Origin of the sequence: Sulfitobacter sp. HGT1 (assembly GCF_013282155.1) — a bacterium.
GTDB lineage: Bacteria > Pseudomonadota > Alphaproteobacteria > Rhodobacterales > Rhodobacteraceae > Sulfitobacter.
Genome location: NZ_BLWI01000003.1, coordinates 1 through 23,797 on the forward strand (window position 1 = coordinate 1; position 23,797 = coordinate 23,797).

At 56.0% G+C, this 23,797-nt stretch carries 18 protein-coding genes; 14 read left to right on the forward strand and 4 right to left on the reverse strand.

Going from position 1 to position 23,797, the window contains the following annotated elements:
- The 8 genes from HGT1_RS03695 to HGT1_RS03730 form a co-directional block, all read left to right on the forward strand.
- Positions 1-261 (forward strand): hypothetical protein (locus tag HGT1_RS03695; RefSeq protein ID WP_176248649.1); only part of this gene is annotated, 261 nt, incomplete at its 5' end.
- Between the two features lie 81 nt (positions 262-342).
- Positions 343-4,734 carry a strawberry notch-like NTP hydrolase domain-containing protein gene (locus tag HGT1_RS03700; protein WP_176248650.1) on the forward strand — a complete coding sequence of 1,464 codons (4,392 nt, stop codon included), beginning with the start codon at positions 343-345 and terminating at the stop codon, positions 4,732-4,734.
- On the forward strand, positions 4,731-5,753 hold the full coding sequence (locus tag HGT1_RS03705) for a toprim domain-containing protein (protein WP_007120939.1): 1,023 nt from the start codon (positions 4,731-4,733) through the stop codon (positions 5,751-5,753). Before HGT1_RS03700 ends, HGT1_RS03705 begins: the two co-directional genes overlap by 4 nt.
- Positions 5,754-6,084: 331 nt before the next feature.
- A complete protein-coding gene (locus HGT1_RS03710; protein ID WP_007120938.1) occupies positions 6,085-6,999 on the forward strand; it encodes a DUF2493 domain-containing protein in 915 nt (304 codons plus the stop codon).
- Between the two features lie 376 nt (positions 7,000-7,375).
- Complete coding sequence (gene repA / locus HGT1_RS03715; protein WP_176248651.1) at positions 7,376-8,560, forward strand: plasmid partitioning protein RepA; 1,185 nt, start codon at positions 7,376-7,378, stop codon at positions 8,558-8,560.
- Complete coding sequence (gene repB, locus HGT1_RS03720) at positions 8,560-9,531, forward strand: plasmid partitioning protein RepB (protein ID WP_007120936.1); 972 nt, start codon at positions 8,560-8,562, stop codon at positions 9,529-9,531. The genes repA and repB overlap by 1 nt, the downstream gene beginning before the upstream one ends.
- A gap of 170 nt (positions 9,532-9,701) precedes the next feature.
- Positions 9,702-10,754: a helix-turn-helix domain-containing protein gene (locus HGT1_RS03725; RefSeq protein WP_243254683.1), complete on the forward strand. Its 1,053-nt coding sequence runs from the start codon at positions 9,702-9,704 to the stop codon at positions 10,752-10,754.
- Positions 10,755-11,383: 629 nt separating this feature from the next.
- Positions 11,384-12,670, forward strand: coding sequence for an ATP-binding protein (locus tag HGT1_RS03730; protein ID WP_007120934.1), 1,287 nt, complete (start codon positions 11,384-11,386; stop codon positions 12,668-12,670).
- A 163-nt stretch (positions 12,671-12,833) separates the two neighbouring features.
- Here the strand turns inward: HGT1_RS03730 and HGT1_RS03735 are convergent, their stop codons facing one another.
- From HGT1_RS03735 to HGT1_RS03750, 4 genes are all read right to left on the reverse strand, one after another.
- Positions 12,834-13,562 carry a hypothetical protein gene (locus tag HGT1_RS03735; RefSeq protein ID WP_007120933.1) on the reverse strand — a complete coding sequence of 243 codons (729 nt, stop codon included), beginning with the start codon at positions 13,560-13,562 and terminating at the stop codon, positions 12,834-12,836.
- A 206-nt stretch (positions 13,563-13,768) separates the two neighbouring features.
- Positions 13,769-14,323: an ankyrin repeat domain-containing protein gene (locus HGT1_RS18215; RefSeq protein ID WP_208855124.1), complete on the reverse strand. Its 555-nt coding sequence runs from the start codon at positions 14,321-14,323 to the stop codon at positions 13,769-13,771.
- 351 nt (positions 14,324-14,674) lie between these two features.
- Positions 14,675-14,833, reverse strand: coding sequence for a hypothetical protein (locus HGT1_RS03745; protein ID WP_176248652.1), 159 nt, complete (start codon positions 14,831-14,833; stop codon positions 14,675-14,677).
- A gap of 9 nt (positions 14,834-14,842) precedes the next feature.
- Positions 14,843-15,814: a LysR family transcriptional regulator gene (locus HGT1_RS03750; protein ID WP_176248653.1), complete on the reverse strand. Its 972-nt coding sequence runs from the start codon at positions 15,812-15,814 to the stop codon at positions 14,843-14,845.
- Between the two features lie 67 nt (positions 15,815-15,881).
- Here HGT1_RS03750 and HGT1_RS03755 point away from each other — a divergent pair, with 67 nt between their 5' ends.
- The 6 genes from HGT1_RS03755 (at position 15,882) to HGT1_RS03780 (ending at position 23,797) form a co-directional block, all read left to right on the forward strand.
- Complete coding sequence (locus HGT1_RS03755) at positions 15,882-17,399, forward strand: ABC transporter substrate-binding protein (RefSeq protein ID WP_176248654.1); 1,518 nt, start codon at positions 15,882-15,884, stop codon at positions 17,397-17,399.
- A 69-nt stretch (positions 17,400-17,468) separates the two neighbouring features.
- Entirely contained in the window at positions 17,469-18,386 is a 918-nt protein-coding gene (locus HGT1_RS03760) for an ABC transporter permease (protein WP_176248655.1), read from the forward strand.
- A gap of 5 nt (positions 18,387-18,391) precedes the next feature.
- Entirely contained in the window at positions 18,392-19,300 is a 909-nt protein-coding gene (locus HGT1_RS03765) for an ABC transporter permease (RefSeq protein WP_176248663.1), read from the forward strand.
- Positions 19,301-19,311: 11 nt separating this feature from the next.
- Positions 19,312-21,324, forward strand: coding sequence for an ABC transporter ATP-binding protein (locus HGT1_RS03770; RefSeq protein WP_176248656.1), 2,013 nt, complete (start codon positions 19,312-19,314; stop codon positions 21,322-21,324).
- Positions 21,321-22,505, forward strand: coding sequence for a succinyl-diaminopimelate desuccinylase (dapE, locus tag HGT1_RS03775; protein ID WP_176248657.1), 1,185 nt, complete (start codon positions 21,321-21,323; stop codon positions 22,503-22,505). The genes HGT1_RS03770 and dapE overlap by 4 nt, the downstream gene beginning before the upstream one ends.
- Positions 22,502-23,797: a CapA family protein gene (locus tag HGT1_RS03780; RefSeq protein WP_176248658.1), complete on the forward strand. Its 1,296-nt coding sequence runs from the start codon at positions 22,502-22,504 to the stop codon at positions 23,795-23,797. The genes dapE and HGT1_RS03780 overlap by 4 nt, the downstream gene beginning before the upstream one ends.

The window sequence follows — 23,797 nt, forward strand, 5'->3', positions numbered from 1 at the left end:
CCAGCGCATCGCGAAGGCGCTTTTGTCGTGACGAAGTTCACGATGATGGACAGCTACCCCGAAAAACGGCTTCAAGCTGCGGGAATGGACGACCTCATCGCGCAGGTCACCCATTTTGCGATGGAGCATGGCGAAGGCTGCCGTGCGTCCGTGCGGTGCCTCGCGGCCAGAAAGCCGCCGGGCTTCAAGAAGGCGACCGAGGATCTCTATTTCAACCTCGAGGACCGCACCGCTGAGAAGTTCAGTCGTCCAGCCGCCTGACATCCCCAAACCCACAAGTACAGGCGATCCGGATAAGCTGGATCGCCTCCTTTTCCTGCTTTCAGACATTGGAGACACGACATGAATGCACATCCCAAAACGGCTGCGCTTACCGACACTATTTACGCAAAACCGCCCTCATCTGAGACGGCGCATCGCCTAGTTGCCGCGGCAAACAGCCTTCTGCAGCATTTCGAAACTGGCAAACCCATCGATGCCAAAACGCTTCGTACGACGATGGAGGATGCCTTCAGCGCAAGTGACACAAACGGCGCATGGGTCTGGAAGGACGCCTATGATGCCGTCGAGATCGCCCAGATCATGATGATTGCGCGCTACGGCGCATTGATGCGAAAGCAGGCCGCCTCCCCTGCCCAGTTTCTCAGCATGGTTGAACGCCTTTCCGCGCTTGCGCCCTCACACACGCGCCGTTCTGAAGACAGTGTCCGTCTGCAACAGTTCTCGACTCCCCTGCCCCTCGCAGCGATTGTTGCTGAGGCCGCAGGGTTTCGCGCAACTGACCTCGTTCTTGAGCCGTCTGCGGGTACCGGCATGCTTGCCGTATTCGGGCAGATTGCTGGCGCAGTCATCGCCCTCAACGAACTGGCTGAGGTACGACGCGGTGTGCTGAGGTCGCTCTTTGCTAATGCTCTGGTTTCTGGACACGATGCCGCGTCCATCGACGACAGGCTTAATCGTGCGATTACACCTTCTGTCATCGTCATGAACCCGCCCTTCTCTGCCGCCCAACATGTCGACGGCAAGTTCCGCAAAGCAACCAGTCAGCACGTTCTGTCAGCTTTGGCACGCCTTGCCCCCGCTGGACGCCTCGTTGTGATCACAGGCGAAAGCTTCGCACCCAAAACCAAAAGCCATGAGTCGACCTTCAGAAGCATTGGCGAAGTCGCCGACGTTGTCTTTTCGGCAGCCATTGCTGGCAAGGTATTTGCGCGGCACGGGACGAGTATCGATACACGTCTTACGGTCATCGACAAACGATCCGCTGGCGAGGACGTGGCATTGACTGACGCAGAAGATGTCTATCATCCGCTCTGCGAAACCACAGGTGATCTGTTGGCCGCTGTTTTGGCCAATTGCCCGGAACGGCCCAGTGTGATGCCCCCCTGCCCCACTGGCGTGCGTCAGACCGCTGCAAAACCTGCGACACGGCTCAATCTGCACGCGCTGCGCGCTGCTGCTCGCCAGGAAACCCGTGATCTCGCTGCAGAGCGCGCCAAGCATCCGTTCGACAGCGTTGATGCGTGTCCGCTTGTGTATGAACCAAAGGACTGGACCGATCCCCAAGGCTCGTTGCAGGACACGGTGTACGAGGATTATATACTACAAGCCTTCGAGATTGAGGGTGCTGCCACCCATCCAACGTCACTGGTGCAGTCCGCAGCTATGGCGTCTGTCCCGCCGCCGCTGCCTACCTATCAACCCCTCCTTCCCACTTTATTGAAGCGTGATGGTGTTTTATCGGCGCCGCAGCTTGAGAGCGTCATTTATGCGGGCCACGCCCATGCTTGTCATCTGAAGGGTTGGTTCAAGCCAAGTGAGATTGCCGGTCAGCTGGTTGCCGCGGCTGAAACCGATGAAGGTGCCTTTCGCCTGCGCAAGGGCTGGTTCCTTGGGGATGGCACTGGCTGTGGCAAAGGACGGCAAGTCGCCGGCATCATCGTCGACAATTGGCTGAACGGCCGGAAGCGTGCGGTCTGGGTCTCAAAGAGCGATAAGCTCATTGAGGACGCCAAACGCGACTGGATGGCTCTGGGTGGGCGTGAGAGCGATATTGTCCCGCTGTCGAAGTTTCGCCAAGGCAGCGATATCCGACTAGCTGAGGGCATCTTGTTTGTCACCTATGCGACGTTGCGCTCCGCAGAGCGCGAAGGCAAAGCCTCTCGCCTTGATCAGGTGGTCACATGGCTCGGTGAAGGTTTTGACGGAGTCATCGCATTCGATGAAAGCCACGCCATGGCGAATGCCGCTGGTGAGAAATCAGCACGCGGTGACAAGAAGGCATCACAGCAAGGTCTTGCGGGGCTGGCATTGCAGAACGCCGTTCCTGACGCGCGCATCCTCTACGCTTCCGCCACTGGCGCGACCGTTGTCGGCAATCTCGCCTATGCATCCCGTCTTGGCCTGTGGGGCACAGGCGATTTTCCCTTTGTGACCCAAGCCGAATTCGTGTCCTCCATGGAAGCGGGTGGCATTGCGGCGATGGAGATGATTTCGCGCGACCTCAAAGCCTTGGGGCTCTATCTCGCGCGGTCGCTGTCCTATGCTGGTGTGGAATACGACATGCTGGTTCATGATCTGACGCCAGCCCAGGTCGCAATCTATGACAGCTATGCGGACGCGTTTCAGATCATTCACAACAATCTTGAAGCAGCGCTGGAAGCTTCAGGCATCTCGTCCGAGGGCGGCACATTGAACCCGCAAGCGAAATCCGCAGCGCGATCAGCGTTTGAAAGCAATAAGCAGCGCTTTTTCAATCACTTAATCACAGCCATGAAGTGCCCGTCTCTGATCAAAGCCATTGAGGGAGACCTCGCAGCAGGTCATGCCGCTGTCGTGCAAGTCGTCTCAACCAGCGAAGCGCTGATGGAACGTCGTCTCGATGGCATCCCCCCTTCTGAGTGGCATGATCTACAGGTCGACATCACACCAAGGGAATACGTCATGGATTATCTGGCCCATTCCTTCCCGACACAGTTGTTTGAGCCCTACACCGATGAAAACGGGGATCTGCGATCCCGTCCCGCGGTGGATGCGAGGGGCACGCCAATCATATGCCGTGAGGCCGAACAGCGGCGGGATGATCTGATCGAGCATCTTGGCGCATTGGCACCTGTGCAAGGAGCGCTGGATCAGATCCTATGGCATTTCAGCGGGGATGTGGTGGCAGAAGTCACAGGACGCAAGCGCCGGATTGTGCGGACGTTTGAGGGGCGCCTGAAGGTCGAGAATAGACCTGCCTCCTCCAACCTCGGCGAAACCCAAGCCTTCATGGATGATACCAAGCGCATCCTGGTCTTTTCAGACGCAGGTGGCACCGGGCGCTCGTATCACGCGGATCTTGGTGCGAAGAACCAGCGGTTGCGCGTGCACTATCTGCTGGAGCCGGGCTGGAAGGCTGACAACGCGATTCAAGGTCTAGGACGCACCAACAGGACCAATCAAGCGCTGCCGCCCTTGTTTCGCCCCGTTGCCACAAACGTCAAAGGCGAGAAGCGATTTTTGTCCACAATTGCCCGACGCCTCGACACGCTTGGTGCGATTACAAAGGGCCAACGTGAGACCGGCGGACAGAACATGTTCCGCGCCGAGGACAATCTTGAAAGCCCCTATGCGCGCGCGGCACTGCGCCAGTTCTTCTACAAACTGCGCGCAGGTAAGATCGATGCCTGCTCTTTCGCGCGGTTTCAGGAAGTGACGGGGCTAACCCTTGATGATGCCGACGGGTGCATGAGAGAGGTCCTTCCGCCCATCCAGCAGTTCCTCAATAGGTGTCTTGCGTTGAAGATTGGCATGCAGGACGCAATCTTTGACGCCTTTGGCGAACTGCTCTCCGCGATCATCGAAGATGCGCGACAGGCGGGTACGCTAGATGTTGGTCTTGAAACCCTGCGCGCCGAACGGTTTGTGATTGTCGATCGTAAGGTCATTTTTGAGCATGAAGCGACGGCCGCGACGGCAACAGCGCTTACGATTGAACGAACGGACCGCAACGAGCCGCTGACGCTCACCAAGGCGAAGTCCATTTGCGCCAGAACGCCAAATGCAAAGCTCTGTTGGAACGCCAATTCAAAGCGTGCGGGCCTGATGACGCAGGCGCCAGCATACATGGATGAGGATGGTGTTCCGATCCGTCGGATCAAACTGCTACGTCCAATGACCTATGATTTGTTCGAATTGGGTGAGTTCAACATGTCAAACTGGCAGGAAGTCGATGATACGACGTTTGAACAGGTCTGGCAGGCCGAGGTCGATGCCGTACCGGAGTTCACGACTTCCAAAATCACGCTGATCTGCGGCCTTCTCCTGCCGATCTGGGATCGTCTGCCTGCCGAAAATATGCGGATTTACCGTCTGCAAACCGAGGACGGTGAACGCGCTATCGGGCGGTTGGTATCTCAGGAGCAGCTGATCAACGTTTATGCGAGACTTGGGCTCGACAATGACATCCAAATGGAGCCCGATGAAGTTCTGCGCGCCGTGATGGAGACCCGTGCCACACTGAACCTCGTAAACGGCTTCCAACTGCGCCGCTCGCTTGTCATGGGCCAGCCCAGATTGGAAGTCATCGGTGCCACGGGCGCGATGCTCGCCGAATTGAAAACCATGGGCTGCTTTACCGAAGTGATCCAATGGAAAACGCGGGTATTTCTACCCTCAGAAAACACTGATGCATTGACTGCCCTCTTGGCGCGCTTTCCCGTTGGCATCGCTGTCGGTGACACGGCGCAATGACGGGGCGCGTTTCGGTTGCTGAGATTGCAGCAGACCTTGGGGCGCGAGCAGAGAGTTTCTGCCGCGCCTATTTCGCGGAGGGACAGCGTCAGGGCAATTATTGGCAAGTTGGCGATACGTCAGGTGCCGCGGGCCGCAGCCTTGTTATCCGCTTGAACGCGGGAGATGGGCGCAAGCCGGGTGGCTGGACGGACTACGCCACAGGTGAATTTGGTGACCTCATTGATCTGCTGCACGCCAAGCTTGGATCACGATCCCTGCATGAAACCCTTCTTGAGGCTCAGCACTTCCTCGGAAACGCGCCGCTTCCCGAAAAACGGACGTCCAAGAGGAAGTTGAAAGATGATGGTGCGGCCGAAACCAAACGCATTGCATCAGCACGCAAGCTCTTTGCTACTGGCAGGCCTGTCTTTGGAACTGCGGCAGCGGCCTATCTGCACCGACGCGCTCTCATGCGCTTCGGGCCTGCCTTGCTCTTTCACCCACGGGTCTACCTGCGAGGTGATGACTTAGACTCAAATCATCCGTGGCACTCCCCTGCCCTTCTGGCGAAGATCACGGACAATCAAGGCAACATTACGGGATGTGCTCGGACATATCTCGATCCGACGATTGGCGGGATTGCAGATCTGCGCAATCCCAAACGGATACTGGGACAGCTTCATGGCTACGCAATTCGGTTTTGGGCAGGGTCTAATCTTGGCGATTTGATCGTCGGCGAAGGTCTTGAGAACACGCTGTCAGTTGGCACAGCCCTTCCTGAGTTCAACCTCGCCTCCTGTCTGACCGCAACGCATCTTGGCCTCTTCATTCCACCGTCAGGCATCAAGCGCATCTGGATCGCACGAGATAACGACGTGGCGGGAGAACGCGCTGCGCAAACTCTTGCATCCAATCTGGGATTATCGGGCATTGAGTGTAGGCACTTGGTCCCAGAGCTTGGTGATTTCAACGAAGATCTGTTGGCATTTGGCAGAGTCGGGCTTCGCAACACGCTTCTTGCAGCCATGAAGGGATAAGTGTCTGAGAATATGAGGTAAAGCGTAGTCTTTGGGGTGTATTTTGTCAGTGGCAGGCGTTCCAAAACGTTCAATCCGATCCCGTTTGGATAAGGGGAGCGATGGGCCTACGGGTCGGAGCTGAGTGCTCCTCGCTCAAACCGCAATGCGCCCCCATCAGAAAATTCCCCTGCCCCGCCAAAGAAAGAAGGCGGGCCATTCCTCGCGAAACAATTTTCTGCCGTGTGCGCATTCTCCGCTGCGCTGCGATCCAAAGGGATGCGGTCCGGTCGCCGCCGGCCCTGTTATCGCCCAATCCAAATCGGGTCAGATCAAACAGAGGAACAAGACCATGCCCCTTCAAGACAAAACCAACCCCGAAGATCACGGCCTCACATCCGCAATCCTCGACCACCTCGCTCTTCATGGCGCAAAGCCCGGACCAGATGAGACCGATCATCGCCCCCTGCCCCAGCCGGATCAGGTCGAACTCGCCATGGCGACGCTCTTTGACACCACCATCAGCCTGCTCGACGACAGTCAGTTGGAAGACAACCTCGAAGAAATGCTCTGGTCCCTCACCTCGCTGTTTCATCGCCGCCTCACCCATCTGCAAAGGCGTCTTGATGACAATGAATGCGATGTCCGTGAAAGCATGAGCGCGCAAGACGGCTCCGAGGTCGCCTCGGTCGAGCTGGAACGCCTGCAAATGATCGGGTTGAAGCTCTGGGACCACCGCGACGCCTTCGAGCAAATGCGCGATCTGGCTTGTGACCACTTCTCAGCTGCGACAGGTTCGCCTTGGATGCCCCGAACCGGATCAAAGGTTTCGCACAGAGGTCTGACATCCGCAGTCGTAGACAGTCGGGCCTTTCTGTCAGCCAAGCGCCGCAAAGAAACCGAAGTGCATTGCCCTGAAGGCACCCGCATCGCGTTCTCAGGCGGGGACTATCAAGCCTACGATCTCATTTGGGCCGTTCTTGATGCGACGCATCAGAAATACCCTGACATGGTCTTGCTGCATGGTGGTACGCCCAAAGGAGCCGAGATGATCGCAGCGCGTTGGGCAGATGCACGGGGTGTAACGCAGGTGGTGTTCAAGCCCGACTGGAAAAGCCACGGCAAAGCAGCCCCCTTCAAGCGCAACGACAAGATGTTGGAAATCCTACCTCAGGGTCTCATCGCAACGCCAGGGTCAGGGATCACCGAGAACATCGTCGACAAAGCACGCAAGCTCGGGATCCGCGTGAAGAGGATTGGGGTGTAGGGTTGTGTGGATTGACTGAGTTAGGCGTCTCGCTTCAGCGTCAGTCGCCTCCCCCGCCCTTTCAGGCTCGGTGATATTGATCCAGAGTCGCTATTGCGAAATACCGTTCCGTCGTCGAAAAAACTTATGACGTTAGCCTCTTGGCCCAGCCAGATGGCCGCCAAATCCGATCGCCAGACAAATGAAGGACGCCCTCCAATGAGTTTACAGCTGTAAACTTCGACTGATTTGGTGGATAGTCAATAGTGTCTTATCTTGCGCGTTGCGCTATGATAGACACTAAATGTAAGAAAACCGTTGACTTAGAGAGGTGAATCGCACCTTTTATCCCCAAGTGGCGCGAAAAAAGCCACATTGAGCAAATTGGGGCAACCAGATGATTCCCGCGACACCGAGCGTAACAGACAGACCATCAGAGTTGGCAACGGATATATCCGAGCGGCTAAACCGTGCGATCAGTGAGCATCTGCTCTCTGCATTCGCGCCAGACAACACAAAATCCCTGCGCCTTTTTTCGGCCCCAGAGGCCGCCGAATTACTAGGCGTGTCGGGCCAGTTCATGCGTAAAGTCCACGGCGAAGGCACGATACCAGAGCCAAAAGACGTCCGCGCTGGCCGCCGATACTACAGTGCCCAAGAGCTGTGGGAAGCCCGCCAAATTCTTGAAAAAGCGTCTCGAACAAAGGGCAGATACGTCCCTGGCCGCAAAGAAGGCGAACGACTGCAAGTCTGGCAGCTGATGAACTTCAAAGGCGGCAGCAGCAAAAGTACATCGACAATTCACCTTGCGCACTACCTAGCCCTTCATGGCTACCGCGTGCTGGTGGTCGATTTGGATCCGCAAGGATCGCTGACGTCTATGTGCGGCATCAATCCAGAAATCGAATTCGATGGCCTCACCGTCTACGATGCGATCCGCTACGATGATCCGGTGCCATTTTCTGACGTCATTATGCCCACGTATTTTCCGGGACTGTCGCTTGCTCCAGCACGCCTGCTGCTCTCCGAATTCGAGACTGAATCAGCGGTAAACTCAAACCCTGACCAACCTTTCTTCCTGCGCATCCGCAATGCATTGGCCCAGGTAGAAGATCAGTACGACATCGTCTTGATGGACAGCCCTCCACAGCTGGGCTTTCTGACGATCTCCGGCATGGCCGCCGCAACGTCCCTTATCGTCCCTTTCACGCCCTCAATGCTCGACGTGTCATCCACGGCCCAGTTTCTTGAGCTTGCCGGTGCCTATATGGGTGTCATCGAGGATGCGGGTGCCGAGCTTCAGTATGATCACTTTAAGTTTCTGATCACCCGCGACGAGCCAACAGATGTGCCGTCACAACAGTTGACCTCATTCATGCGCGCGCTCTTTTTGGACCGCGTGATGACAGCCACTGCGCTCAAAAGCACCGCAATCAGCGATGCCACGATGCTCAAACAATCAATCTACGAAGTCGTGCGCTCAGAGATGACACGGGCGACCTATGACCGCGCCAAGCAATCCATGGATGCTATTGGCAGCGAGGTTGAAGCAATGATTCACCAAGCATGGGGGCGTAGCTGATGGCACGTAAATCACTTCAGGATCTAAGCGGCATTGCCAAGACGATTGCCAATTCCAGCCCGCAACCCAAAGATCGAACCACCAAACCCACAGCACCCGCCTTGGGTGCCCTGCAGGGGTCGCTGTCAGCCATTCGCGAGCTTGACCCATCGCTCATTGATGACTGGGGACCCAAAGATCGCCTTGATGGGTTTACAGCTGTAAACTCTGAAGATGATGGCGACGGCTTTGAAACCCTTAGATCCAGCATCAAAGACGACGGCCAACAGGTTCCGATTTTGGTTCGCAGGGCAGGGACCGAGGGTAGGTTTGAAATCATCTATGGCCGCCGAAGATTGCAGGCCTGCCGAGAGCTCGGCCTGAAAGTCCGCGCCAATGTTCAGGACCTCGATGACGCAACAGCTCTTCTCGCCAAAGGCCTTGAGAATGCGGCACGTCGCAACCTGTCGTTTTACGAAAAGGCGCGGTTTGCCGCCGTCATACGGGCGGCTGGTCACGATACCAAAACCATCCGCCAAGTTCTCAGCCTTTCCGCGTCTGGGCTATCCCACCTGACCAAGGTCACGGACAATATTCCCGACGATGTTGGCGATCAAATTGGAGCCGCTCCAAAGTCGGGACGGCCGAAATGGACCGCCTTGGCAGAAGCCTTCGCATCCAAGAAGGTAAATGCAGCATCATCCTTCGCAATCCTGTCAAAGTTGAACGCCGAGCTATCGTCAGATGACCGCCTTGAGCAGCTTATGAGAGAGATTACGCAGCGCGGCGCACGTCCAAGCGAGGGCAGGGAGGCAACACCGGTCCCAGGCGTCACAATTAAGTCGGGGCGCGGATCAATCGCGATGTCCATCAAGAGGGCAGGGGAGAACGCAGCATTTGCTGAGTGGCTCGACCGTGAGCTCGAAGGCATCATCAAGAAATCCTACCAGGAGTTTACAGCTGTAAACCCTGCGGATGACACCAGAGGCTAGAGCAACAAAGGAGGACGTAAGCAAAGAGAAACCCCCGAAACCGAAGCTTCGAGGGCTGAACGTATTTCTACGCTTCTCAGATTAGACACCTGAATCGTAGCAGTCACCGAATCGCTAAGCAATAAAAAACGCTCTTGGGCGAACGGGAAATCTTTGCCTGCAGGCAAATCATGAGAACAATTCAAGGAATGGCTCCTGCTGGAGCACACTCGTCGCACAAAGCGACGGGGCAGGGAGGTATTGCCCAAAACAAATGGCAACTCCTAAAGGTAATCGAAGACATCAGAGAGCCGCTTGGCTTAAAAGGCACATCCATCTCTCTCCTCAGAGCGATGATCTCGTTCCTGCGTGTAGATCAAGTCGATGCAACACGCGACGACGGGCATATTTGCTTTGCTTCAAATGCCTCCCTCGCAAAACGCGCCCATGTCAGTATTCAAACCGTTGAGCGTCATATTGCGAAACTGGTGTCCTTGGGCCTGCTGACGCGGCGATCGAGCGGCAATGGCAAACGCTGGGCCCGCCGAGACCGTCAGGGCAGCATTGTCCTTGCTACAGGCCTGTCACTTCTGCCGCTCGCAGAGCGTTACCCTGAATTCCTGCGCATGGCGCAAGATCACCAGGATCATCAAAACGAACTGGGACGGCTCAGAGACATGTGCTCAGCCGCCCTGAGCAACCTCAAAGCACATCTCATGCACGTCAATTGGGATGAAGGCTTGCTCTCAAAAGCACGCAATCTATTGAGACGCCAGCCAGACAAGCAAGCTTTAAGCGATCTTCTGGATGAAATCACTGTGGAAATCTCGAAGATAAGCTCTGCAAAACCAGATGATTTGAGGGCCACTGACCCCGAAATTGAGGGGCACAAAGAGACTTCCAAGACTCAGTATGTTAAAGAAGAAAATTCTTTTCAGATAGAAGTAGGCCAAGATGAGATGGAGCGCGCCTACCCAAGGCTCTGCGCAGAACTCAGGTTTGCTAAGAACCAAGAAGACTGCCGTCGCTTAATGGATGACATTGCTGGATATCTCAACCTTGGGAATACTTGGTTTTCGATTAAGGATCTTGGTCCAGCGCTCAGTTTCATGATCTTAGGATATCTTTTGGAACGCACAGAGACGATCAGCAATCACCGTGGTTACGCGTTCAAATTGTCCCAAGACCTTGCGAATAAGAGCCTTAATTGGCGTACGCTCCTGAAGAAACCGAGGTCAAAATAGGACTGATAGCATGACTGCGTTCTGGTATTTTGTACTATTACCTTCGCAATGTGATGAATTTTGCGTTTCATTTCTGCTGGAACGATTTCAATGCCTTAATCGTTTCGCTTTCTCAGACTTTCGTTTCATGGTTCTCACAGACTAGGCTGTCATGGATTTCAATGCTGCGCACCCAAATGCGGCCGCGAGGTAATCCGCAAAGGCGTTGCTCAAAAAGCTGGGAGAACGACCAGTTCGCACTCTTTGAAAAGCCTTATCGAGGGCGAGCAATTGTAAATCTCGGAGAAGGGCGTACAACCAGTTATGGCATCACAGGAGCATCAGTGGACCGCGCGCATTTCGCCGCGCCCTACACTCAATGCCCTTCCATGTTTTACCACTAGAAAATTCTTGGTGATCTTCGAGAAATATCGCTCACGTGACCTGGCTAAGCCGAGAGAGCGAGTGAATGTGAACTTTACGAAATTCCCAGAAAACCTGTGTTCTAGGCAAACTGTAGATGCACTAATGAACAAATGGTGAGGCATCTAATAGACAAATGGTGGAGCCTCTAATATGCATTCTGTAACAAGGAAGCGGACCTCTTTTTCGGTTTGGGCTTCATCAGGCGAGAGAGAGACCAAAGGTTCATGACTGATACAGAAAGATATCTGCCAAGGCACCTCATCCCAGAGCTTGAAGATGCACTTGCATCAGCACGTGTGGTCAACCTCATTGGTCCAAGGCAAGTTGGCAAGACAACACTTGTACGAGACTTGTTTGGCAATGGCCGTTTCATCACATTGGATGACGCAGCTGTCTTGGCGGCCATTGAAGCGGACCCGGAGGGGCAGCTTACCAGCTTAATGGAAAATTTGAACGGCGAGCCGCTTATCATTGACGAGGCCCAGCGATCCAAAAAACTAGCTCTCGCGATCAAGAGGGTCGTCGATACCAATCGGCGTAAGGGGCAATTTGTACTTACCGGCTCCTCCAACGTATTCACAACCACTGATGTGGCTGACTCGCTTGCGGGGAGAATGCGAACACTTAAGCTCTGGCCCCTATCCGTCGCTGAAGTCAAAAAGGCACCCGTCAATCGCATCATGGATTGGGCGATGCAGGACGAACCGAAACTAGGGCAGGTGGGTGATCCAGAGCAGGTCAGTCGAGGAGACTACATAGATCTCATCCTAGAAGGTGGTTTTCCAGAGGTGAGAGAGTTGTCAATCAGATCCCGTCAGCGGCAATATCGGGATTACATTGACGCAGTGGTGGAGCGCGATGTCGCTGATATCATGCCGGTTCGAAAACCGGATGCGTTGCGTATCCTGATAGATCAGATGGCGGCACGCTCCGCGCAGGAAATCAGCACGTCCGAGCTTTCCAAACTGACGAAACTGCAACGGGTTACCGTCGATCAATACCTTGATATTCTGCTACGGCTGTCAATGTTGACCAAGCTGGGTGCCTGGACATCAGGCGAGGGCAAGCGGGAGATCAAGAACCCTAAATACCATTTTGCAGATACGGGCATCGCCTGTGCCCTTCGGCGTTTCACCCAAGATACTTTTACTATCGACAACACACCGCAGGCGCTTGGCGGCCTGCTAGAAAGCTTTGTTCTGAACGAGATCCAGCGTGCCGTCCCAATGCAGGACGCTGACTACCGGCTCTATCACTGGCGCAGTGCAGACCAGCGGGAAATTGACATCCTGATCGACGGTGGCAGCCACTTGGTCTGCGTTGAGATCAAGGCGTCTGCATCAGTCACTGGAGATGATTTTAAACACCTCAAATGGTTTTCAAAAGACGGGCCTGGTCGTAGTAAAAAATGCACGGGGATCGTGTTCTACCTAGGCCAAGAAAAGCTCACCTTTGGCGACAGGAACTTCGCCCTTCCGGTGAGCGCGCTTTGGAGCACGATCAATTTTTGATTATGTTTCAAATGCCCTGATCCCCGGCTTGATCTGTTTGCTTCGTGTCATCGAGATTGCAAATGATCACTGGTCTGCCGCAAAAATAGATGATGCGAAGACGCTTACGCAAAGCAAGGAGGGCAGGGGGCTCAATTTTGATGCCAACAGCTTGAGTGAAGCCTTAGTGGCGATGTGGTACGTCGACCATACCGTCGGTTTCCAGTTGCAGACACGCCCGCCACAATGGCGTTTTCCAGTAGGTGCGATCTGTTAGTCTCCCACCGTCGGATGTTTCCTCCAGAAAACCAATCCAGCTGAGTGGTTGCAGGACATGCGTGAAGATGAACCCGGCGTGGTCATAGTATTCCCGATCAATCACATGCGCACGTTTTTCGAGACCATAGAGTGTCTTGACGAGATGCGCTTCTGTGAGGCCTTGTTCGGCCTCGACGTTGATGATGTTGAGGAAGATGTCCCAGTTTCCGGGAGCTGTGAACTCTGATCGGGCATTTCGCGCGTGACTATATTCGAACAGGTAAGTTTCTGAGATCTTCGCGAAGAACGCACCACGCTGGCTGGCAAGGTCTTGCGCCTTTTTTGAAACCTGGAACTTTCCCTTTGTATGACGCCCGAACTTGGCGACAGTCATCAAATCGTGGACGACCATCGCGTGCGGCACGTCCCATTCGTTCAAGACTTTGTTGAGTCGCATCAGTTCATCAGTATGATATTGCGGCCAGGGCGAATGATCTGCCATCCAATGGGCAAACTTGCGGTTGAAGGCCTTGATTTGCGTAAGCCCAATCCCGCCGTGCGCTGCGGCATATTCGAATGCGTTTTCCATCGCTTTCAGAAGGCGGGAGTGATCGAGTACTGGATCACCATCAGCAATGTCATGGAACTTAATCATCTGGTTGCCTACCACTTTGGCCGAGCCAATGTCGATTGAAGCAAAATTTGAAGGTTGCCTACTTCAATAATCAATCGTCTGACTCATGCAACCAATGATTGTTGCTTGCTGTAACCGTAGACCGGCCATTCGGCGCGGTCGCAACGAAGGGGAAAGAAGCGGACGAAGGGTGAATTCGCTGCGGGTGCGCTAATAGCCGCTATTGGTCAGACTTCGAAATTTGAAATAAAATCGGCTGATCTGATGTGACCGAGATTCCGCGCCTCGTCTTCGGCGTTGGCATCGTCGTCACAAAGCGTCGTAACGGACCTGTCTGAACCAGCTTCAAGAAGCATGCGCATCGCCGTTTCGTCGTCCCGCATTGCCGCCAGATGCAGCGGCGTCCAACCGTTGATCCCACGTTGATTTAGATCGGCTCCCGCCTCAATCAGTAGTTCAAGGATCCGATGTCTGTTTTGAACCAAGTCGTCGAGGCATTCCATCAACGGTGGAAAGCCTCCCGTCTTTTTAGGGCTTAGATCTACGCCCTTTTCAATCATCCATTTAACAGATGCTACAGACCCGCTTCCAACTGCGTGACAAATCCAGCTGCTGTTAAGCCAGCTATCCTCGCCGTGTGGAAAACTGTCGACCACTTCCAACGCAAATTCGAGGTTAGACAAATCTCCCTCTGCAAGCCAGGCTCCAACCTCCAACAGTTCTTTGTATGAAGGGTCATCCTCCTTCTTAAATCCGTAATCTGCCCAACCTGTTCTGGCCATTTGTAGACTTGTCCCTACCGACGAATATGGTTCGATTTCAATTTATCTACTTTTGATAACAGACATTCGTGCGTAGCGCAGCATTGGTCAATTTGGGCTCTTCAGTAGCATTCGCTGCGCGAACCACGAGTGGCCGGTTGGAGAAACAGCGCCTTTCGCTGCGCGACCCACGAACTGGTAAGTTGCGGACAATGCGGCCAATCGTTTTTCGCACTTCGCTGGCGCAGCATTCGTTCAAAGACGCGGCACACTCAACGCTGCGGCGCAGTGTATGTCGCCAAACCGGTCGTTGACAGCCGCCAATATCACTCAATCGGAAACCCAGCTTTCGCCGCAGCTCGAACCTAAAACTCAGATGCGGACACAACTGACCTCGTCCGCCAGTTCTGGAATGATCGCTTGCGAGTCAAAACGCAAAACGTTCACTCCGATGCAGGCCGATTGCTGATACAATTCACAAGTATCGTTCACCGTGCCAGCTTCGATACCAATGCATCCATGCAGCTTCATCCTACACTTCTAGGCGAATTGAGTCGTGCGGATGCCGGCCTTGTTGGCAGCCTCGGAAACGACTGTGCGCAGCCATTGGTGTCCAAACTCTTTGGTCCGGGTTTTGTGCCAGACCTGAAAGATCTTGCGCAGCGGTGCCTCGAATGGCAATTCGGACATTTGCAGGCCAAAGGCTTGCTCGGCATGTGGTGCCAGGATCCGGGGCAACGTGTAGATAAGGTCCGTTTGCGCGGTTGCGCTGAGGGCTGCGGAATAGTGCGGGACTCGCAGTTGAATATTCCGTCGAATGCTCTTCTTTGCGAGGGCTTCGTCAATTCGGCCATATTCAGCGTCGAGCGTCGTGAACATGATGTGACCAAACTGGGTGTACTGTTCCAAGCTCACTTTGGGACCGAAACTTGGATGTGAGGCACGTGCTGCACAGACGAAATCACTGGCCCCGAGCAGCTCACGGTCGAACCGTGAAGGTGTGTCGAAATCCTGGATAATCGTCATGTCTATGGTACCGGAATCGAGGTCGGAATAGGCATCGCTCAGGCTCTTGTTGATCTCAAGCGTGTGCAGAAACCTTAAGGATACGTTCGGGGCCTGATCTGCTGCCATGGCTGTCAAACCGGGCACCAGAAGTGTCGAGAACAAATCGTTCATGCCAATCCGATAGGTGGCCTGCAAGTTTGCCGGATCGTTTACCTCTTTCACCGTCAGAGCATCTTCGAGCATTTTCAGGCTGGCTTCGATGGCGGGGGCCAGCTCGCGGCAACGCTCGGTCGGCTGCATTCCGTCTGCCGCGCGAACAAACAGGTCATCGTCCATCAGATCTCGCAGTCGGCGAAGAGCGTGACTCACGGCGGGTTGGCTCAATCCGACTGAGTCCGCAGCCTTGGTCACACTGCGTTCTTTCGCGAGGGCCGCGAAAACCTTTAGCAAATTCAGATCAATAGAGTTGATATTCTTTTGGTGCATGAGAGTGATATGAAACATTCATTTGGCTGATGTAATGCCCGACTCTTAAAGTCTTCGCAACCACACTCAACAAGGGAGATTCTGAATGTCGATCAAATCCATACTGCTAGCCTCGGCGCTTGCGTTCTCAACTGCATTGCCAGCCTTTGCGGACAAGGCGAATGATACGCTGGTCGCTGCGTTCAACAAAGAGGTGCAAACGCTTGACGGTCTGTATTCGACTTCCCGCGAGAACCTGATCCTGTCATACCTGACGTCTGACCAGCTGGTAGAGATCAATTTGGAGACCGGTGAATACGAAGGGGCCTTGGCCGAAAGCTATACCTGGGTCGACGATCGCACCATCGACTTTACCCTGCGCGAGGGGCTGACGTTCCATGATGGCGCGCCCGTGACGGTCGAAGACATTGTCTATTCCTTCGACTGGATCGCAGATGAAAACTCGAAAACACGGCGCGGTGCATTCATTCGCGGTTGGTTTGATAGTGCTGTCGCCGTGGATGACCGCACGGTCCGGATCACGGCAAAGAACCCTTATCCGCTGATGCTGCGCGATATCGCTGTTTTTGTCCTGACCCGCAAGGCTGGCAGCTATGCAGACGGCAACCCCGATGCTCTGACGCAGAATTTCAATGGAACTGGTCCTTACAAGGTGGTCAGCTTCGACATGGGCGCAGGCGTCACGCTAGAGCGTTTTGACGGCTACTACAGTGGCGGGCCGAAGGCAGCCGGATCGATTGAGAATATCGTTGTACGCCCGATCCCCGATTGGGGCACTGTTACGGCAGAGCTGCTGTCCGGCGGCGTGAATTGGTCGTTCAATGTACCGGACGACACCGCGAAGGATCTGGGCAACCTGCCGATGGTGGATCACACAACCGGCGTTTCGACCCGTGTGTCTTTCTTTGTGTTGGATGCGGCTGGCGTGTCCGATCCCGAAGGCCCGCTGACAAACAAACTTGTCCGTCAGGCACTGAACCACGCGGTGAACCGCGAAGAGATCGTGGAATTCCTTGTGGGCGGCTCGGGCCGGGTGATCCATTCGACCTGCAATTTGGGCATGTTCGGCTGCGATGTCGATGTGACCGAATACGACTACGATCCCGAACGCGCCAAGGCCTTGCTGGCTGAAGCGGGCTATCCAGATGGGTTCGAATTTGAACTGACGACCTATCGCGAACGCCCAATTATGGAAGCGGTGGCTGCTGATCTGGCCGAAGTGGGCGTGACCGCCAAAATCAACCACGTTAAGTTGTCGGCATTGTCCAAGTCGCGGGCGGAGGGCCAGCTTGAAGCCTTCCAGAACGCCTGGGGCTTCTATGCCACGCCGGATGTGGGGGCGATCTCGAACTACTATCTCGAAGGGTCGAACCGCAACCTGAACCATGATGCCGAGGTTCAGGGCTGGTTCAAGGCGGCACTGGAAACCGTGGATCAGGACGAGCGCGCGGCGCTCTATGCAAAGGCACTGAAGAAGGTTGCTGATGAGGCTTATCTTCTGCCGATCTTCCAGTACTCGCAAAACTACGTGCACAGCGTGGATGTGACTTTCGATGCGCCGATGGACGGTCTGCCGCGCCTCAACGAAATGAGCTGGAAGTAACCCCGCTCTCATGATGGGGCGCGCGCGAGCCGCGCCCCATCCTCCTTGCCTCCCACAGGAGCCTGTCCGATGCTGAAATTCATTCTCAAACGTCTGGCGCTTGGTCTGGCGGTCGCCTTCACCGTGTCGCTTGCCACCTTCCTGATGCTCAACCTTGCTGCTGATCCGGCGTCCATGGTCGCAGGCGAAGATGCCACGCAAGAGGCCATCGAACAGATCCGTGTGCAGTATGGTTTTGACCGACCGCTGTACGTTCGGTTTTTCGAATGGATTGGGCAATTGGTCACCGGCGATTTCGGTGACAGCTACTATTGGAAGCAGCCTGTGTTCGACCTGCTGATCGACCGGGCGCCCGTGACGCTGACCCTTGCCGCAGGCGCGCTGACAGTGACCGTCGTTCTTGGCCTGACGCTGGGCGTGCTCGCCGCGCTGAAGCCGAACGGCTGGCTTGATCGCTTCGCGCTCAGCTTTGGTACGGCGGCGCAGGCTGTCCCGAACTTCTGGTTCGGTCTGATCCTGATCATTCTGCTCGGGGTAACCTTCCCGATCTTCCCGGTTTCGGGCGACAGCACCTGGATGCATTTCGTGCTGCCCTGCTTCGTCCTTGGAACTTCTGCTGTGCCGCAGGTGCTGCGCCTGACGCGAACAGGCATGATCGAGGTGCTGGGATCGGATTATATCCGCACCGCGCGGGCCAAAGGGTTCCGGCCGCGCCAGATCCTGTTTCGCCACGCGTTGCGCAACGCGCTTTTGCCCATCGTCAGCGTGATCACCATCCAAATCGGTTACAAGCTGGGTGGTTCGGTCATCACCGAAAGCGTCTTTGCACTCAACGGTCTGGGGAGACTGGCTTACGAGTCGATCCTTGGGGCCGACATCCCGACCGTGCAAATGCTCGTCTTTTTCTTCGCCCTCGTCTTCATCATCCTGTCGATCCTGGGCGACATCCTGAACGCGTGGCTTGATCCGCGCATGCGCGTGGAGTGAAGCCAATGCAGACGACCGCCAACGCAGTGGCCGCCATGGCCGACGACATCATCGACCTGACGCCGAAAGAGCGGATGATCCGCAAGGCAAAATCCCATCTCGGATTTCAGTTCGGTGCTTTCATCGTCATCTCCTTCGCGCTTATCGCGATTTTCGCACCGCTCTTTGCCCCGCACGACCCCTACGTGCAGGACCTCGCCAAGCGGCTTGTGCCGCCGGTCTGGGCCGAGGGTGGTTCGTGGGAGCACATTCTGGGCACCGACCATCTAGGCCGAGACTATCTGAGCCGACTGATCTATGGCGCACGGGTGTCCATGGGTGTGGGCTTTGGTGCAGCGACGTTGGGGTGTATCATCGGTGTCACCATCGGCCTTGTCGCGGGCTATCTGGGCGGGCGTGTCGATCAGGCAGCTTCGTTCCTGTTGACCTGCCAACTGGCGCTGCCGTCACTGCTGCTCGCTATGGCTCTGGTATTTTTCGTGGGCTCTTCCGTAACGACGCTGATCGTGGTTCTGGGAGTGTTGCATTGGCAATACTACATGGTCGTCACGCGCACATTGACCCGGCAGATCCGTTCGCTGGAATACGTGTCAGCCGCACGGTCCATCGGCTCCAATGATCGGCAGGTGCTGTTCTACGAAATCCTGCCGAACCTGTTCAACCAGATCATCGTGGTGTTCTCGCTGGAGATGGCCGTGGTCATCATCCACGAGGCCTCGCTGTCCTTCCTTGGCGTGGGCGTGCAACCTCCGACCGCGTCCTGGGGCCTGATGATCGCCGAGGCCAAGACCATGATGTATTTCAAACCCTATCTCGTCGTGATCCCCGGCGCTGCGCTCTTCCTGCTGGTCCTCGCAGTGAACCTGCTGGGCGACGGCATTCGCGACATCACCGCCCCCGAAAGCCGGAACTGAGGAGACAGACCATGACAGCCCTTCTGGAAGTCCAAGATATGTCGGTCACGCTCAAGCTGGCCGAAGGCGAAATGACCGCCGTTCAGGACGTGTCCTTTACGGTTGATCGAGGCGAAACACTGGGGATCGTCGGCGAAAGTGGATCAGGCAAGTCGGTCTCGTCCATGGCGATCATGGGGCTCTTGCCGCGTGGCACGCGGACAGACGCCACCACGTTGCGTTTGGGCGATGTCGACCTGCTAAGCGCGTCCGAAGACGAAATGGCGCGGATGCGGGGCAACAAGATCGCGATGATTTTTCAGGAGCCGATGACCTCACTCAACCCTGTCTACACAATAGGGCGGCAGATGACCGAGCTGATGCAGTTGCACAAGGGCGTGTCGGGGGCGCAAGCGCGCGCCAGGGCTGTGGACCTTCTCGAGAAGGTCGGGATCACTGCTGCCGAAAGCCGATTGTCGCAATATCCGCACCAACTGTCGGGCGGCCTGCGTCAACGGGTGATGATCGCGATGATGCTGATGAACGATCCCGAGTTGATCATCGCCGATGAACCGACAACGGCGCTGGACGTCACCATTCAGGCGCAAATCCTGAACCTGCTGAAGGACCTGCAGAAAGAGCTCAACATCGCGCTTATCATCATCAGCCATGACATGGGCGTTGTGGCGCGCGTGTCTGACAAGATCGCGGTGATGTACGCCGGACAAGTGATCGAGACCGGACCAGTGTCGGATGTGCTGCACGCACCGGTACATCCCTATACGCAAGGATTGCTGGAAAGCATCCCCGTGCCAGGCCAGATCGAACCGGGCGGCGCACTGGGGTCGATCCCCGGTCTGGTGCCCTCGCTCAAGACCCGGTTCAAAGGCTGCCGTTTTGCCAATCGCTGCCAGCGCGTGCATGACAATTGTCAGCAGGGGCCGGTTGCTCTGCAGGAGGCAGGCAGCGGCCAAGCTTATCGCTGCGTTCTGACGCCTGCGCAGTTGCGCGATGGCACCCCCAGTCTTTCGGCCCGCGACGCGGGTGATGGAAGCTATGGCAAAGGCATCAATATGGATGCGTCACCTGTGTTGCAGGCCATAGACGCCGGATGCACCTTCCAGGTCAAACAAGGGATGTTTTCTGCCGCCAAACCTCTGCGCGCGGTGGACAATATTTCGCTCGATCTACGGAAAGGCGAGGTCGTCGCCGTGGTTGGGGAATCCGGCTGTGGCAAGTCCACTCTGGCGCGGATGTTGCTGGGGCTGCAAGAACCCACGGCGGGCAAGATCATACTCGGGGGACAGGACATCGCGGGGCTGTCGGATATGGAACGCTCCCGCAAGCTTCAATCGATCTTCCAGGACCCCTATTCCTCGCTGAACCCACGCCGCACGATTGGCGAGATCATCCGCCGTCCCTTGCATCTGCACGGCGTCGGAAACGTGGCAGAGCAACGCGCCAAGGTCGACACGATCATGGAGCGCGTCGGGCTGCCGCGCAGCTTCTATTACAACTATCCCAACCAGCTTTCGGGTGGCCAAAGACAACGTGTGGCCATCGCCCGTGCCCTGATCCTCAATCCCGAAATCGTGGTTTGTGACGAACCCACCTCTGCGCTGGATGTATCTGTTCAGGCACAAATCCTGAACTTGCTTCTGGAACTGCGCGCCGAGATGGGCCTGACCTATCTGCTTATCACCCATGACATGGCAGTGGTCGAACATATCGCGACCCGTGTTGTGGTGATGTATCTGGGCCGCGTCGTCGAGGTGGCGGACACGCACACGCTGTTCTCGAATCCACGCCACCCCTACACAAAAGCACTGCTGAAATCCGTGCTGACCCCTGAACCCGGTGCAGGCGTGCCCAGCGTCGATCTGGGCACAGCCTATCCCAACCCGATCAACCCGCCCTCAGGCTGTACCTTCCACCCGCGCTGCGAATTCGCCTCGGACATCTGCAAGGCAAAAGCGCCCGTGTTGGAAAGCCTCTCAACGACACATCAGAGCGCATGTCACATGCTTGAAGAGGAAATGGCATGAGACCGCTTTCTGCGCCCGTGATCGAGACAACGGTTGATCCGGTCAAACTGACGGCGGACCTCGTGCAGTGTCAAACGGTGACGCCGGCCGAAGGTGGCGCTTTGCAACTGCTGGACAAGCTACTCAGCGCGCATGGCTTTGAGTGTCACCGTGTTGACCGGAGGGGCATTCCCAACCTCGTGGCGATCTGGGGAGATGGCCGCAATGGGCAGACCTTTGGCTATAGCGGTCACACGGATGTGGTTCCGATCGGGGACCGCGATGATTGGTCTTGTGATCCATTCGGTGCCGAAATCCGGGACGGCATGCTCTACGGGCGCGGCGCCACGGATATGAAGTCGAGCGTCGCCGCCTTTTGCGCCGCTGCTATCGAGTTTGTAGACAGCACGCCTCCTGACGGACGGTTGATCTTGGCGATCACCGGAGCCGAGGAAACCGGCTCGCCCGACGGCACCCGTGCGATTGTCGACTGGATGGAGGCCAAGGGCCTGCAGGCCGACCACTTCCTTGTCGGTGAGCCCACGAGCGTCAAGAAAATTGGCGACGCCATCAAGATCGGGCGGCGCGGTGCTGTGACCGTCTACCTGACGGTAACCGGGGTTCAGGGCCATACAGGTTATCCGGAAAAAGCGGTGAATCCTTTGCCCGCTCTGGTCGATCTTTTGCATGTCTTTGAGGGCAGCACGCTGGATGAGGGAAGTGAGAACTTTGCTCCGTCCACACTGGCCATCACGACCGTCGATACGGGCAACCCGGCGCGCAACATCATTCCTGGGGCTTGCAAAGCCACGGTCAATATCCGCTTCAATGACAATTGGACATCAGACGCAGTGCTCGACTGGGTGGCGGAGCGCGTTGCACGGGTCGCCGATGAACACGGCGTCACAATTACGAGTGACCACCATGTGTCGGGCGAGTGTTTCTTTTCTCCGCCGGGTGAATTCTCCCACATGGTCCAGCGGGCGGTGCAGGCAGAAATTGGGCGCATTCCAGAACTAACGACCACAGGCGGCATCTCGGACGCGCGGCATCTTGTATCCCATTGCCCAGTCGTTGAGGCTGGCTTGACTGGCGAGACCATGCATATGGTGGATGAGCGCGTGTCGGTCGCGGAGGTCAACATACTCAAGTCGATCTATTCCCGCATCCTGCGGGATTACTTTGACGGAGGCGCATCATGACCACATTGGCCCTGACCGGAGACAGCATTTTGCAACGCCGTCTCCTCAGCATGACAGATCCCGAGATCAAACCGCTGTTCGATCTGATCCGGGGTTGCGATGCGGCGTTCACCAACCTCGAAGTCTTGCCCAATGATTTTCACGGCGATCCGGCCTTTGACAGCGGCGGCTCACATTTCGGCGCGCCCTCCTGGGTGCTGGATGAGTTGATCGAGGCAGGTTTTGGCATGTTCTCCACAGCCACCAACCATACGCTCGACTATTCCATTTCCGGTCTTGAATACGCGCTTGATCAGCTCGACAGGCGCGGGCTCTGCCATGCCGGTGCTGGCAGGCACCTCGAAGAGGCCCGCCGCGCCGCCTATTTTACCACCCCCAAAGTGACGATTGGTATGGTGGCTTGCGGATCAACCTTCACCAAAGGGCAAGAAGCCGCGCGCCAGACCCACGCGATGCAGGGACGCCCCGGCCTCAATCCGCTTTGGCCCGATAGCACATATGAAGTGACACCTGATCAAATGGCCGTGGTTCAGCAGATGGCCGAAGGCTTGGGGCTAGAGAAATTCCGCCAGTTTCGCATTGGCACAGGCTTTGCCTTCGAAGCGCCAGATGGGATATTCCCGTTCAACGGCATGAATTTCCGTGTTGGTGAGTGCACTCGACACGTCCGCCATCCCAATCCTAAAGACCTGGCTGCGATCATTCGTTGGGTCGAAGAAACGAAACTGGCCTCTGACATCGCTATGGTCAGCATCCATGCCCATGAACACGCCAACGAAAAAGATGAACCCGCCGATTTCATCGTAGAGTTTGCCCATGCCGTGATTGACGCCGGCGCGGATATCGTCGTTGGCCACGGCCCGCATCTTTTGCGCGGGATGGAACTCTACAAGGGCAAGCCGATCTTTTACAGCCTCGGCAATTTCATCGGCCAGAACGAAATGGTTCGCCAGCTTCCAGGCGAGTCCTACGATCGCTTTCGCGCCGATGACCAGCTGACACCCACCAAACTTTACAAGCAACGCACGAAGGATGATCAAAAGGGGTTCCCGTCCGACATTCGCTATTGGCAAACAGTGGTCCCCATCTGCCGCTTCGAGGGCGACACCCTCGCAGAGGTCACGGTACATCCCGTTTCGCTTGGACTGGGAGAAAAGCGCCATCGCCGAGGACGACCACGGCTTGCAAGCGGACAAGAGGCCGAGAGCATACTGAAGAGCTACGCGATGCTTTCTGAAAGGTATCAGACCAACGTGAACGTAGAGCCGGACGTTGCCACTGTTTTGATCTGA